Source organism: Subtercola sp. RTI3, from assembly GCF_035018625.1.
Taxonomy (GTDB): Bacteria; Actinomycetota; Actinomycetes; order Actinomycetales; family Microbacteriaceae; genus Subtercola; species Subtercola vilae.
The window spans coordinates 1-14167 of record NZ_JASJXO010000010.1; the positions used below are offsets into that span (position 1 = coordinate 1).

Sequence of the window (14167 nt, forward strand, 5' to 3'; positions counted from 1 at the left end):
GTATAAGAGACAGCCTCCCTCCCCACCCCTTCCCGCCCGGAGAGGTACGGCTTTTGCCCGCTTCACGGGCGCCCAAGCGTGCAAAAGCCGACACCCAACGGAGAATGCGAGGGCTGGGGCCCAGGCTGGGGCCCGGGCGACGAGAACGGCGGCAGAGCGACCTCGTGGGAGGGGCTCTGCCGCCGTTCTGCGGGGCGGATGCGGGTTACGCCGCGGTGACCAGCGAACGCAGCACGTACTGCAGGATGCCGCCGTTGCGGTAGTAGTCAGCCTCACCGGGGGTGTCGATGCGGAGGACCGCATCGAACTCCACAGGCTGCTTGCCCTCGGGCGAGTGCTCGCTCGGCGTCGCGGTGACGTGAAGCGTCTTCGGGGTGCGGCCCTCATTGAGTTCTTCGACACCGGAGATGTCGATGACCTCGGTGCCGTCGAGGCCGAGCGATGCCCAGCTCTCGCCTGCCGGGAACTGCAGCGGCAGAACGCCCATGCCGATGAGGTTCGAGCGGTGGATTCGCTCGAAACTCTCGACGATGACCGCCTTCACGCCGAGGAGCGACGTGCCCTTGGCCGCCCAGTCCCGTGACGAACCCGAACCGTACTCTTTGCCACCGAAGATGACGAGCGGGATGCCCGCAGCCTGGTAATTCTCGCTGGCGTCGTAGATGAACGCCTGCGGGGCATCCGGAGCCGTGAAGTCGCGGGTGTAACCACCCTCGACGTTGTCGAGCAGCTGGTTCTTCAGCCGGATGTTCGCGAACGTGCCGCGGATCATGATCTCGTGGTTGCCGCGGCGCGAGCCGTACGAGTTGTAGTCTTTGCGCGAAACCCCGTGGGCGTCGAGGTACTTGCCCGCGGGGCTGTCGGCCTTGATGTTGCCAGCAGGGCTGATGTGGTCGGTGGTGACCGAGTCGCCGAGCTTCGCCAGCACGCGTGCGCCGGCGATCGACGAGACCGGAGTGGTCTCGATGGTCATGCCCTCGAAGTACGGGGGCTTACGAACGTAGGTCGACTCGGCGTCCCACTCGAAGGTGGGGCCGGTGGGTGTCGGCAGGGAACGCCAGCGCTCGTCACCGTCGAACACGCTCGCGTACTCGTGGGTGAACATCTCGGTGTTGATCGACGTGTCGATGGTCTGCTGCACCTCGGCCGCGTCGGGCCAGATGTCGCGGAGGTAGACCTCGGCGCCGTCGCTGCCGGTACCGAGCGAGTCGGTCTCGAAGTCGAAGTTCATCGAGCCGGCCAGCGCATACGCGATGACCAGGGGCGGCGAGGCAAGGTAGTTCATCTTGACGTCGGGGCTGATGCGGCCCTCGAAGTTGCGGTTGCCCGAGAGCACGGCGGTGACGGCGAGATCGTTCTTGTTGATCGCGTCGGTCACCTCTTCGATGAGTGGGCCGGTGTTGCCGATGCAGACCGTGCAGCCGTACCCAACGGTGTAGAAGCCGAGGGCTTCGAGATCGCCTGTGAGGCCGGCCTTCTCGTAGTAGTCGGTGACGACCTTCGAGCCGGGCGCCAGGGTGGTCTTGACCCAGGGCTTCGACTTCAGGCCCTTCTTCACGGCGTTGCGGGCCAGCAGACCGGCCGCGAGCATGACGCTCGGGTTCGAGGTGTTGGTGCACGACGTGATGGCGGCGACCGCCACTGCTCCGTGGTCGAGCGTGTAGTTCAGGCCAGCGGGCGTGGTGACTGCGGTCGGAGCCGACACCGTCGACGGGGCATGACTGACATGGCTGTGCGAGACCTCGTGAGCGGTGTCTTCGTCTTGTGAGGTGAAGCCATTGGGGTCTGACGCGGGAAACGAGCCGTCGAGCGACGCATCGACCCGTGACAGGTCTTGCGAGGCATAGTCGTTGAGGTCTTTCTCGAACTGGTACTTCGCGTTGCTGAGTTCGACCCGGTCTTGCGGGCGCTTCGGCCCGGCGATGGAGGGAACCACGGTGCCGAGGTCGAGTTCGAGGTACTCACTGAACGAGGGCTCGACGCTCGGGTCGTGCCAGAGCGTCTGCAGCTTGGCGTAGGCCTCGACAAGGGCGACCTGCTCTTCGCTGCGGCCCGTGAGGCGCAGGTAGTCGAGCGTGATGTCGTCGATCGGGAACATGGCAGCGGTCGAGCCGAACTCGGGGCTCATGTTACCGATGGTGGCGCGGTTCGCGAGCGGGACGGCCGTGACGCCTTCACCGTAGAACTCGACAAACTTGCCCACGACACCGTGCTTGCGCACCATCTGCGTGATGGTGAGTACCACGTCAGTGGCGGTGACGCCGGCGGGAATGGTGCCGGAGAGCTTGAAGCCGACGACCTTCGGAATCAGCATGGAGACGGGTTGGCCGAGCATGGCCGCCTCTGCCTCGATGCCGCCGACACCCCAGCCGAGCACGCCGAGGCCGTTGACCATGGTGGTGTGCGAGTCGGTACCGACGCAGGTGTCGGGGTAGGCGCGCAGAACCCCGTTGACCTCACGGGTGAAGGTCACGCGGGCCAGGTACTCGATGTTCACCTGGTGCACGATGCCCGTTCCCGGCGGAACGACCTTGAAGTCGTCGAACGCTGTCTGGCCCCAGCGAAGGAACTGGTAGCGCTCGCCATTGCGCTCGTACTCGATGTCGACGTTGCGCTCGAGAGCGTTCTCAGACCCGAACAGGTCGGCGATGACCGAGTGGTCGATGACGAGCTCTGCGGGGGCGAGCGGGTTGATCTTGGTGGGGTCGCCGCCCAGCGCGCCGACCGCTTCGCGCATGGTGGCGAGGTCGACGATGCAGGGAACGCCCGTGAAGTCTTGCATCACGACGCGTGCGGGGGTGAACTGGATCTCGGTGTCGGGCTCAGCGGTGGGCTGCCAATTGCCGATTGCTCTGATGTGCTCTGCCGTGATGTTGGCACCGTCTTCGGTGCGCAACAGGTTTTCGAGCAGTACCTTCAGGCTGAACGGAAGCTTCTCATAGCCCGGAACGGTGTCGAGCCGGAAGACCTCGTATGACTGATCTCCGACTGTGAGGGTGTCTTTCGACCCAAAACTGTTTACTTCAGACACGTACGTCTCTCCTTCGCTGACTACGTCAATCTTGGGCGTCTTGCGATACCTGTGGCTAGCAAGGGTTGCCTTACTCGAGAAGCCGCAAAACTATCTTGACGTCGAGATAACTTTAGCACTCATTCCCGGTCGACGACGAGACCATGCCGCTTCGCGAACCGGTAGTACACCTCGATGCCAGAGGCCCCGGCCACGCCCACCGCCAGCGCGTAGAAGAACCACGGGCCGATGCTCACGTCGAGCACGAAGAAAGCCCGGGTGAACGGCAGCAGGTACGCCAGTGCGAAGGCCAGCGTGACGGAGAGCACCAGCACGACCCGGGGCCTCGAGAGCGGGCGGGCGAGCACCGAGACGATCCAGAGCGACACGATGAACAGCGCCATCGTGGCGAGGCTGCGAGCCTCGACTTGCGGCAGCGTGCCGCGCAGCGGCGCATACGCGACCAGGCACGCCGTCGCGCCGATGAGCCCCGTCGGCAACGAGAACTTCAGTACCCGAGGCAGCACTCCGGCCCGGTAGCGGCGGCGGTTCGGAGCCAGCGCGAGAAAGAACGACGGCACGCCGATGGCGAGTGTCGACACCAGGGTGAGCTGCCGGGGCAGAAACGGAAACTCCCACGCAAAGATGGCCGTGAACAGCGCCAGCACGATTCCGTAGACCGTCTTCGAGAGAAAAAGGTTCGACACCCGCTCGACGTTCGCGATCACGCGGCGCCCGAGCATCAGCACCTCGGGCAGACGGTCGAACCGGCTGTCGAGCAGTACCAGTCGCGACACGGCCCGCGTTGCCGGCGTTGCGTTGCCCATCGCGATGCCCAGGTCGGCGTCTTTGATGGCCATGGCATCGTTCACGCCGTCGCCGGTCATCGCCACCGAGCGGCCCTGCTGCTGCAGCAGCTTCACGATGCGCTGTTTCTGTTCGGGGGCGACCCGGCCGAAGACACCACCCGCGGCCAGTGCCAGGGTGAGCGATTCGTCGTCGACCAGCGTGCTCGCATCCACGGCCTCGTCGCCGAGGTTCAGCTGGCGCGCGATCGAACCGACCGTGTGCGGATTGTCGCCAGAGAGAATGATGACGCGTACCCCTTCGGCCGCGAAGTAGGCCAAGGTTTCGGCGGCCTCCGGGCGAATGGTCTCTTCGAGAATGACGAAGCAGGCCGGCATCGCGTGCCCCACGAGTTCGGGTTCGTCGACGTAGCGCTCGGGCGCCTCGGCCGAGCGGGCCAGCACCAGCGTGCGGCGCCCGCTCGCGGCGATGGTGTGCGCCTCTGCGAGGGCTTCCGGATGCCCGACCAGCAGCCGCTCGGGAGCCCCCAGCAGCCACGTGACGGTGTCTGTGCCCGCGCTTGCCAGCTGCACGGCGCTGAACGCCCGCAGCGAGCTGAACGCCAGCCGCGCCTGCACCTCGGCCGAACCCAGCTCGAACTGGTTGGCGAGGGCGCGTGACGTCGCGTTGCCGGCGTCATCGGTCGACAGGGCGGCCAGCGCCGACCGGCAGGGCCCCAGATCGTCGTCTCGCCCCGGCAACTGCTGCAGCCCGTGAAACCCGATTGCCCCGGTGGTGAGGGTGCCCGTCTTGTCGAGGCACAGCACGTCGACTCGAGCCAGCACCTCGACGGCGGCCAGCTCCTGCACCAGAACCTTCTGCCGGGTCAGCCGAATCGCCGCCACGCCGAACGCGAGACTCGTCAGCAGCACCAGACCCTCGGGAATGATGCCCACCACGCTCGCGACCGCGTCGACGAGGGCGTGCCGCCAGCTCTGGTCGTTCGGGTCGGCCAGCGCGTGAAAACCTCCGTACGTCGCAATGCGCCCGAAGACGATGACAACGATGAGCGGCACCAGGATCCACGACAGGTACACCAGAATGCGGTTCGTCGCAGCGCGCAGTTCCGAGTGCACGAGGCTGTGCCTCTTGATCTCCGCAGTGAGCTTGCTGGCATACGAATTCGCGCCGACCGCCACCACCCTCGCCTCGGCCGTTCCCGACGTGACGAGCGAGCCCGACATGAGGCGGTCGCCGGGCTTCTTGGCTATCGGGTCCGACTCGCCCGTGAGCAACGATTCGTCGACGAACAGCGCGGTGGTCACGATGACATCGGCGTCGGCGGTGATCTGGTCACCCGGTCGAACGATCACCAGGTCATCCAGAACCACCTCACCGGGCTGGATGACCAGCAGAACGCCACCCCGCCGAACCGCCGTCTCGGGCGAGGCGAGCACCGCCAACCGGTCGAGTGCGCGCTTGGCCCGCAGCTCCTGCACAATGCCGATGAGGGCGTTGAACACCACAACGCCGAAGAAGAAGCCGTCACGCAGGTCGCCCAGCAGCAGCACCGCGATGAAGCACACGGTGAGAATGCCGTTGAAGAACGTGAAGACGTTCTCGGCGAGAATGCTGCGGAACGTGCGGGAGGTGGGCGTCTCGACGACGTTCACGTCGCCCCGCGCGATGCGCTGCTGAACCTCGGTGGGGCTCAGGCCGGGGTCGGCCGGTGCGATCATGGCGTGGGCGACGCCGGATCGGAGGGTTCCGGAACCGTCTTCGACCCCTCGTGGCCGAACGCGGCACGCACCAACAGCCAGGTCACCCAGAGCATGCCCGCGTACAGCGGCACACCGAGAATCAGCTTCACTGAAGCGAGCGCCTCGGCCTGCCCTGCGAGGTACAGCGGCACTTCGACCGCGAGCCGCAGAGCGAACAGCCCGACCCAGCACCACGTAGCGATGAGCACCACTTTGAACTTGGCGGCGTCGCTCTTCCACGCGGCGGCGTCGCCGGTCAGCACACCGACAATCAGGCCGATCAGGGGCCACCGGGCCACGATCGAGCCGAGCAGCACGACCACTGAGACCGCATTGATGACGATACCGACCACGAAGTTGTCTTCGGCCCGGCCGGTGAACAGCGCCAGACCTGCCGACACTGCGACACCGATCAGCCCGGCGATGGCCGGCATCACGGGGCTGCGGGTGACGAGCCGCACCACGATGAACACGGCCGCCACCGCGAGCGGAGCGATCACGCTCGGTGTGAGATCTTTCGTGAGTGTGTAGATGACCAGAAACGCGAGCCCGGGCAGAATCGACTCGATCAGCCCGCGCACGCCGCCGATGGCCCGCAGCAGCGACGACACCGTGGGTGCCTCGCCGGGTGCGACCTGGCCGATACCCGACCGCTTGGCGGCCGCAGCGAACGCCGCGGAGAACGACAGCGGGGCCTCGCTCTCATCGGCACCGTTCACGCGCTGAGCAGCCTTGGCCTCGTTCGGCACCGGATGCCCGCTCCCCTGGTGTTCGCTCTGTTGCTGCCTGTTCCCCCGGCCTGCGCCACCGTGCTGCTCGTTCGGCGCCTGCCCACCCTGCGGCTGCTCGGCCCCCGACATCTAGAGCGTGCTCGACGGGTTTGGCGCCGCCGTGGTCTTCGGAATCGACAGCGGAATCAGGTCTCGCGGCGGCATGGGAGCACTGCCCCGCACCACGACCACGCTGCGGAAGAGTTCTTCGACGGCCGCCCGTGAATCGTCGCTCTGCATGGCCTCGCCGGCGATCACGCCGCGAAGAAACCACCGCGGCCCGTCGACGCCGATGAAGCGCGCGAGGCGCGTGACGGGCTTGCCGTCGGGGCCGGCCGCCGGCACCTCGGCTATCAGCTCGGGGCCGAACACGCCGTCTTGCTCGACGAGCGTGCCGCCCTGGCCGCCGATCTGCTCGCGGATCTGCGCGCGGATGTCGTGCCAGAGTCCGGTGGATCGGGGCGCCGCGAACGCCTGCACCTGCAGGGTCGAACCAGCGAAGTCGAGACCGACGGCAACAACACGGTTGGTTCCCTCTTCGACTTCGAGCCGCAGCTGCAGCCCTTCACGCGGCAGAATCTTGACCCCGCCGAGATCGACATAGGGCCGAGCGGGGTTGGCTTCGTCGGCGTCGAACGGGCCTTCGCTGGCACGGTTCTCGGGGGCCGACTTCTCGTCGGAGCGCAGTTCGACGGCGTCAGCCGGCTCGCTGAGCTCGGCTTCGCTGAGTTCGGCTTCGCTGAGTTCGGCTTCGCTGGGCTCTGTCTCGACGGCTTCGATTTCTGTGGGGCTGGCCGCGGCATCACTGCCAGCGCTGTTGTTTCCAGCGCGGCTGATGCGCCCGCGCTTGTTCTTGACGGAATCGTTCTTGTCAGTCACTGACTTCGACTTTCTGTGAATTGGTGGCGCTCTGCGGTTCGTTGTAGCCGCTCGATCCGAAACCGCCTTCGCCCCGCACTGACGAGGGCAGGGTGTCGACCGGCACGAACACCGCCCGGCTGACCGGCATCACCACGAGCTGGGCGATTCTGTCCCCGACGGCGATATCGTACGGCACCTGAGTGTCAGTATTCAGAAGAGCGACCCGAATCTCGCCTCGGTAGCCGGCATCCACCGTGCCGGGAGAATTCACGATGGTGATGCCGTGTTTGCTGGCGAGACCGCTTCGCGGCACCACGAACGCCACGAAGCCCGCAGGCAGTGCGATCGAGACGCCTGTGCCGACGGTCTGTCGCTGGCCGGGCTGCAGGGTGAGTGCTTCGGCAGAGCGCAGGTCTGCACCGGCATCACCGGGGTTGGCATAGCTGGGAATGTGCTCAGCTTTGATGAGAACTTCGACGCTTTCAGTCACGAGTCGAGGGTAGTGCAGATTGCCGGGCCGAATCTCTGATCGAATAGAGCTATGTCGACCTACCGTGAACGCCTGAGCCCGTCGGGCCGCATCTACCTGTACCTGGTACTGCTGATTCCCGCCAGCATCGGGGTCTTCGCACCCATCAACATGACCGCCGGCATCGTCTGCGCCATCGTCTTGTACGGCGGCAGCGTCGGGGTGCTGCTCGTACTCTCGCCGGTCGTCTCCGTCGGCGACGGGATGCTCGTGGCCGGCAAAGCCCGCATTCCACTCGAACTCGTGGGCGAGCCCGTCGCCTTCACGGGTTCGGAGGCAACACTCGCCAGAGGGCAGCGTCTCGACGCCCGGGCATGGCTGTGCATCCGGGGATGGATCTCACCGGTCGTGCGAGTGAGCATTCACGATGCGAGCGACCCGGTGCCGTACTGGCTGATTTCGACCCGAAACCCAAACGAGCTCGTAGCCGCCCTTGAAAAGGCCAACCACGAGCTCGCACAGTGATGCGGTTCAGAGCACTGACTCAGTTCGTCTGACTCAGTGCATCGTTTCTACGTTGTCGCTCACATCTCGCATTCGATGCAGACGGGCCCAAGCTTCGTCTGGTGATCGATCTGCGAACGGTGCTTCACCAGGAAGCAGGTCACACAGGTGAACTCGTCTGCCTGCGGCGGAAGAACCACCACGTCGAGGTCGAGGTCTGAGAGATCTGCACCGGGCAGCTCGAAGCCACCGGGGTTGTCGGCGTCGTCAACGTCTACGACGCCAGACATCTTGTCTGGAACACGCTCTTTGAGCGCTTCGATCGAGTCGGAATCGTCGTCGGTCTTGCGCGGAGCGTCGTAATCGGTTGCCATGCTTATCCACTTCTCATACGCCAGCTGAAACAAAATCGGCGGCGTTAGTTTGCATCATTCCAAGGGGAATAGCAAACCGCCGTGAGGAGGCTTGCATCCCACGCCCGTAGCAACTTACGGCACGCCCTGAACATTCCCGTCTGTACGGGGTTTGTCATGGCATCCTTGCAGGGAACTCCAGACCAAGACGGGGCCCATCATCATGCAAGATCTGACTGTCATAGGAATCGAGAACGGTTCCCTGCTCGTGGCTTCTGAAACAGGCGAGCGCTATCGCGTCGCCATCGACGAAGTACTGCAGTCGCGCCTGCGACAGAGCACCACCAGTGTCACCACGGGCGTGAAGGTGTCGCCGCGCGAGATCCAGTCGCAGATTCGTGCCGGCATGAGTGCTGAAGACGTCGCACGCGCCACAGGAGCCTCGCTCGAGTACGTCGAGCGCTTCGAGGGGCCCGTGGTCGCCGAGCGGTTGCACATCGTCTCGTCGGCGCTGAAGGTGGCCGTGAAGGTGGCCTCATCGACCGACCCGCTGAGCGAAGACCAGTCGTCGACCTTCGGTGATGTCATCGAAGAGCGCCTCGCGGGCCTCAGCGCAACAGACCTGCGCTGGGCCAGCTGGAAAGAAGAGTCTGGCTGGATCGTCAAGCTCACGTTCACCGCGAGCGAGATCGATCACGACGCGCGCTGGCAGTACGACCCCAAACGTCACTCGCTCTCACCCCTCAACGCCGGCGCGGTGACGCTGTCGCAGCACGGTGAGATCTCCGATGGGCTCATTCCGCGGCTGCGTGCCGTCGACCTGAACGCGCAGCTCGAGCGTGACAGCCGTCTCGCCCAGAGCAGTGGCCTGGGGCTCGACGAGCTCGACGCCATCGGTGCGCCCGGTGCCTCTGGTGCGGGTGCGTCCCGCTCGTCGGGTGATTCGGGTGCCTCGGGTGCTGCCGGGTCGGGCCTGTGGAACGATGGCGGGCCTGCCGTCGAACCGGTGCTCACAGAACCCACCCCCTTCAACCGCACGGCGCAGGAGTCGTCGCCCGCCGCCGCGGCCGCCGCCGTCAAACGGGCCGCCGTGCCCGTGGCCGCCCAGAACGAGACCGCTGACCTGCTCGAGGCACTGCGCCGCCGACGCGGTGAACGCGAATCTGCCTCGTTCCACCTCGGCACAGCCGACGACGATGACGAGTTCGACACGCTCGCAGGGCGCCCGGGTGATCCGTCGCTCGCGTCAGGTCACCCCGCGCATCCCTCACACGCTGCCCCTGGCGCTCCGCGAACGCACAACACGACTCCGGCCTCGCAGGCCGAGACGCGGCCGCTCGCGCATCTGCTGCGGCCCGCCACAACCCCGGCCCCGGCGTCGGCAGAGACGCCGCTCGATGGTTTCGACGACGTCGACGCATCCGGTACCGGTACCGGCAACGGCACTGGTACCGGCAACGGCAACGCTCGCGCCGACTCGGCCACCCCGTCTGACGCCCCCGCCCGCGGCGACCAGCGCCAAACCGGCCCGCAGTCGCGCACCAAACGCGCTCGTACGGCAATGCCCAGCTGGGACGAGATCGTCTTTGGCGCTCGCACCGACGACGACCTGAACTGACCCGGCGTAGCCCGACCCGACTAGCGCGCCGGGAAGACGCAATCGGCACCATCGGCGACAGGCTGAGGCTCACCCGCCTCACCAGCTGAGGTTCCGGCACCGGGTCAGGGGCGCTCGAAGGCCCCGAACCCGAGCAGCGGAACGTACAGCTCATCGTCGCTCCACGACCCGTGTTGTCCGATCATCGTGCGCTTCGCCGCCGGGGTCGTACGCGAGTCGTAGTACGCGATGTTCTTGCGCGCCGCCACAATGACGTCTCCGATCCGCGACCGGATGCCCGGCAGCACCGCTCCGAACCACCCCGCCTCGACGGCCTCATCGCCCGACAACACCCACGCGCGCTCCCCCTCGGCTTCGCGCCACGCCGCCAACAGTTCGGCGATCATCGCCTGCCGTTCGGCCTCTTTCGGGCCAGAACCCCCGGCCACGTGCAGCTGCAGGCACCGCGGGTCACCCGCCACGTGCGCGACTCCCCGCACCAGCGCCGGGTTCTCGTCGAACAGCACGTGCGACGTGGCCGGAATGTCGAGCATGCCGTGGTCGGCCGTCAGCAGCATGCCCTCGCCCTGACGCAGCTTCAGAGCGAACGCCTCGGTCTCAGCGTCGACCGTCTCGAGCGCAGCGGTGAACTTGTCTGACTGCCAGCCCGAGGCGTGGGCTGCCATGTCGAGCTCGGGAATGTAGACGTAGACGAGCGCCTTCGACGACGTTGCTGCGGCCGAGTCGAGCACGGCACGGGCCGCCGCGAAACGGTCGGCGATGCTCTTGCCGGCCACGTAGTGGGCACCACGCAGAACCGCGTGGGTGAACCCGCTCGACGTGTAGCGGGGGGCACCGATGGCCGAGCATCCGATACCGGCTGCACTGGCCTGCTCGAACAGCGTGGGCTGTGCCTGCCAGGTGTCGGGCTGCATTGCCGGGCCCCAGCCGGTGAGCTGGTTCTTCACGGCATCGGCTGAGGGCACGTAGGCGGTGTAGCCGACGAGGCCGTGGGTTCCGGGTGAGACGCCGGTGGTGAGCGAGGCGAGAGCGGCCGCGGTGGTGGTGGGAAACCCGCTCGCGATGCGGGCACGCTTGGTGAGGCGGGCGGCGAGATGGCGAGCGTGGCCGCTGTTCGCGCGAAGCGCCGCCGCCCCGAGGCCATCGACCAGCACGACCACGGCACGGTCGACGGGCCGCAGCTCCAGCCTGTTGGCCGCGCCTCCCAGCGCTGCAATGCAACTCGGCAACACGTCTGTGAGGTGCGGGGCGGTGGGATCGAGGGCCGGTATTGTGGGGGGCATTGTGCCCATTCTGGCATGACCCGCATACCGAGAAACAGCTGGAATGACACCGAGAACACCTGAGCCTGAGGCTGAGACGCCCGAGAACATCGAAGACATCGATGTGTCGAGCGAGATGCAGGGCTCGTTTCTCGAGTATGCCTATTCGGTGATCTATTCGCGGGCCCTGCCCGATGCCCGTGATGGTATGAAACCGGTGCAGCGGCGCATCCTGTTCCAGATGAGCGAGATGGGGCTCCGGCCCGACCGTGGGCACGTGAAGTCGGCCCGCGTCGTGGGCGAGGTGATGGGCAAGCTCCACCCGCACGGTGACGCGTCGATCTACGACGCCATGGTGCGCCTCGCGCAGAGCTGGACTCTCCGTTTGCCCCTCATCGACGGCCACGGCAACTTCGGCTCGCTCGACGACGGCCCGGCCGCGTCGCGCTACACCGAGGCCAGGCTCGCCCCCGCCGCCCTCGTGATGACCGACGGGCTCGACGAAGACGTCGTCGACTTCGTGCCCAACTACGACAACCAGTTGACCCAGCCCGACGTGCTGCCGGCGGCCTACCCGAACCTGCTCGTGAACGGCGCGAGCGGCATCGCAGTGGGCATGGCCACGAACATGGCGCCGCACAACCTCATCGAGGTCGTCGCGGGTGCGCGCTACCTCATCACCCACCCCGAGGCCACGGTCGACGACCTGATGACCTTCATTCCCGGCCCCGACCTGCCCGGCGGCGGCACGATCGTGGGGCTGGCGGGCATCCGCGACGCGTACCTCACCGGCCGCGGCAGCTTCAAGACCCGCGCCAAGGTGAGCGTCGAGACCCTCACCGCGCGAAAGGTGGGGCTCGTCGTCACCGAGCTGCCCTACCTGGTCGGCGCCGAGAAAGTCATCTCGAAGATCAAAGACGGCGTGAACTCGAAGAAGCTGCAGGGCATCTCCGACGTCACCGACCTCACCGACCGCACGAACGGGCTGCGCTTGGTCATCGGCATCAAGACCGGTTTCAGTCCGGATGCTGTACTCGAGCAGCTCTACCGCCAGACCCCGCTCGAAGACTCGTTCAACATCAACAACGTGGCGCTCGTCAACGGGGGGCCGCAGACCCTCGGGCTGAAAGAGCTGCTGCAGGTCTACGTCGACCACCGCATCGACGTGGTCACCCGGCGTACCCGGTACCGGCTCACGAAGCGGCGTGAGCGGTTGCACCTGCTGCTGGGGCTGCTCATTGCGATTCTCGACATCGACGAGGTCATCCAGGTCATTCGCAACAGCGACGACACCGATCAGGCCCGCGTTCGCCTCATCGATGTGTTCGATCTCGATGTGCTGCAGGCCGACTACATCCTCGAACTGCGCCTGCGCCGCCTCACGCGCTTCTCGCGCATCGAGCTCGAGACTGAACGTGACGCGCTGCTGAAAGAGATCGAGTACCTCGAGGCGCTTCTCGCGAGCAAGGCGCTCATCCGCCAGGCCGTGTCAGAAGAGCTCGACGAGGTCTCCGACCGGCTCGGCACACCCCGCCGCACGCTGCTCACCGAGGGTCGACCCGCCCCGGCGTCGACGGCTGCCGCCCGCCGGGAGCAGGTCTCGCTCGAGCTGGCCGACACGCCGTGCCGTGTGTTTCTCTCAACCACTGGCCGCACGATTCGTGTCGACCTCCCGCTGCCGAGCGACGATGCCGAGGCGACCGCCCAGACGGCCACCGGAGCCCCCTCCCGCCGCAGCAAACACGACGCCGTGCGCTCGACCGTGCTCACCAGCACCCGCACCGAGATCGGCGCTGTCACGTCGCTCGGGCGGCTCGTTCGCATGTCGGTGCTCGACCTGCCGGTCGCTCCGCTCAACTCGATCCAGCTCGCCGCAGGTGTTCGTATCGCCGACTACCTCGCCATCGATGCCAAGCGCGAACGCATCGTCGCGCTGGTGTCGCTGAGTTCGGAGGCGCCCATCGCGCTCGGCACACTGATGGGTACCGTGAAGCGCGTGACGCCAGGCGACTGGCCGAACAAGCCCGATTTCGAACTCATCACGCTGAAGCCCGGCGACGTGGTCGTCGGGGCAGAGCAGGCCGCCGAGACGGCCAACCTCGTCTTTGTGGCGTCGGATGCCCAGCTGCTGCACTACCCGGCCGCCTCCGTTCGCCCGCAGGGGCGTCTGGCCGGGGGCATGGCGGGCATGAGCCTCGCGCCGGGGGCCAGTGTCATCGCGTTCTCGGCGGTCGACCCTGCGGCGGGTGCGGCGGCTGCAGCTGGCGAGGCGACTGCGGCTGGTGCAGCTGGCGCGGGCACGACTGGTGGCGCGGGCGCGGCTGGTGCAGCAGGTGCAGCTGGTACGGGCGCGGCCGCTGGCACCGAAGCCGCTGCCGCTGCCGCCGGAATCGTCGTGGTCACGGTGGCCACAAACTCCTCGGCACTACCCGGCACCGACCTGGGCTCGGCCAAGGTGTCGGCGCTCAGCGAATTCCCCTCGAAGGGCCGGGCGACGGGCGGAGTTCGGGCGCACCGATTCATCCGCGGCGAAGACAGCCTGCAGCTCGCCTGGGTGGGGCCGGCTCCGGCTCTGGCCGTCGGCTCTGACGGCGCCGTGCGTACGCTGCCCGACTCGGGCGCGAAGCGCGACGCCTCAGGCACCGCGCTGGCCGCCGAAGTCGGTTCCGTCGGCTTCGCTCCGACGCTCGCCGGGTAGCTGCCGGGCACGAAAAAGCGGCACCGTGCATCCGGAATCAGATGCTCGGCGCCGCTTCGACGCGAACGCGCCGTGA

General features: G+C 66.7%; 10 protein-coding genes. 3 read left to right on the forward strand and 7 right to left on the reverse strand.

The genetic code is table 11. The features are described from left to right. Window positions 1-205 precede the first annotated feature (205 nt). From acnA to dut, 5 genes are all read right to left on the reverse strand, one after another. Window positions 206-3031, reverse strand: a complete 2826-nt coding sequence (gene acnA, locus QN358_RS05930; protein ID WP_323511843.1) for an aconitate hydratase AcnA — start codon at window positions 3029-3031, stop codon at window positions 206-208. Between the two features lie 119 nt (window positions 3032-3150). Continuing rightward, window positions 3151-5535 carry an HAD-IC family P-type ATPase gene (locus QN358_RS05935; RefSeq protein WP_323511844.1) on the reverse strand — a complete coding sequence of 795 codons (2385 nt, stop codon included), beginning with the start codon at window positions 5533-5535 and terminating at the stop codon, window positions 3151-3153. After that, a complete protein-coding gene (locus tag QN358_RS05940) occupies window positions 5532-6416 on the reverse strand; it encodes a DUF3159 domain-containing protein (RefSeq protein WP_136640836.1) in 885 nt (294 codons plus the stop codon). The genes QN358_RS05935 and QN358_RS05940 overlap by 4 nt, the downstream gene beginning before the upstream one ends. Next, entirely contained in the window at window positions 6417-7013 is a 597-nt protein-coding gene (locus tag QN358_RS05945) for a DUF3710 domain-containing protein (protein ID WP_136640956.1), read from the reverse strand. Between the two features lie 184 nt (window positions 7014-7197). Further along, on the reverse strand, window positions 7198-7677 hold the full coding sequence (dut, locus tag QN358_RS05950; RefSeq protein WP_136640837.1) for a dUTP diphosphatase: 480 nt from the start codon (window positions 7675-7677) through the stop codon (window positions 7198-7200). 51 nt (window positions 7678-7728) lie between these two features. Between dut and QN358_RS05955 the strand changes: the two genes are divergently transcribed. Further along, window positions 7729-8181, forward strand: a complete 453-nt coding sequence (locus QN358_RS05955; protein WP_136640838.1) for a DUF3093 domain-containing protein — start codon at window positions 7729-7731, stop codon at window positions 8179-8181. A gap of 59 nt (window positions 8182-8240) precedes the next feature. Here QN358_RS05955 and QN358_RS05960 read toward each other — a convergent pair whose 3' ends face one another. After that, window positions 8241-8534, reverse strand: coding sequence for a DUF4193 domain-containing protein (locus QN358_RS05960; RefSeq protein WP_136640839.1), 294 nt, complete (start codon window positions 8532-8534; stop codon window positions 8241-8243). Window positions 8535-8736: 202 nt separating this feature from the next. Here QN358_RS05960 and sepH point away from each other — a divergent pair, with 202 nt between their 5' ends. Further along, window positions 8737-10131: a septation protein SepH gene (sepH, locus tag QN358_RS05965; RefSeq protein WP_323511845.1), complete on the forward strand. Its 1395-nt coding sequence runs from the start codon at window positions 8737-8739 to the stop codon at window positions 10129-10131. 104 nt (window positions 10132-10235) lie between these two features. Here sepH and QN358_RS05970 read toward each other — a convergent pair whose 3' ends face one another. After that, a complete protein-coding gene (locus QN358_RS05970; RefSeq protein WP_323511846.1) occupies window positions 10236-11414 on the reverse strand; it encodes a nucleotide pyrophosphatase/phosphodiesterase family protein in 1179 nt (392 codons plus the stop codon). 43 nt (window positions 11415-11457) lie between these two features. Between QN358_RS05970 and QN358_RS05975 the strand changes: the two genes are divergently transcribed. Next, entirely contained in the window at window positions 11458-14091 is a 2634-nt protein-coding gene (locus QN358_RS05975) for a DNA topoisomerase IV subunit A (protein ID WP_323511847.1), read from the forward strand. Window positions 14092-14167: the final 76 nt, after the last annotated feature.

Bases quoted from the DNA above. Each gene is read 5' to 3' on its own strand.
- QN358_RS05940 (WP_136640836.1), bottom strand. From the start codon at position 6,416: ATGTCGGGGGCCGAGCAGCCGCAGGGTGGGCAGGCGCCGAACGAGCAG.
- QN358_RS05970 (WP_323511846.1), bottom strand. From the start codon at position 11,414: ATGCCCCCCACAATACCGGCCCTCGATCCCACCGCCCCGCACCTCACA.
- QN358_RS05935 (WP_323511844.1), bottom strand. From the start codon at position 5,535: ATGATCGCACCGGCCGACCCCGGCCTGAGCCCCACCGAGGTTCAGCAG.
- QN358_RS05955 (WP_136640838.1), top strand. From the start codon at position 7,729: ATGTCGACCTACCGTGAACGCCTGAGCCCGTCGGGCCGCATCTACCTG.
- QN358_RS05960 (WP_136640839.1), bottom strand. From the start codon at position 8,534: ATGGCAACCGATTACGACGCTCCGCGCAAGACCGACGACGATTCCGAC.
- QN358_RS05975 (WP_323511847.1), top strand. From the start codon at position 11,458: ATGACACCGAGAACACCTGAGCCTGAGGCTGAGACGCCCGAGAACATC.
- sepH (WP_323511845.1), top strand. From the start codon at position 8,737: ATGCAAGATCTGACTGTCATAGGAATCGAGAACGGTTCCCTGCTCGTG.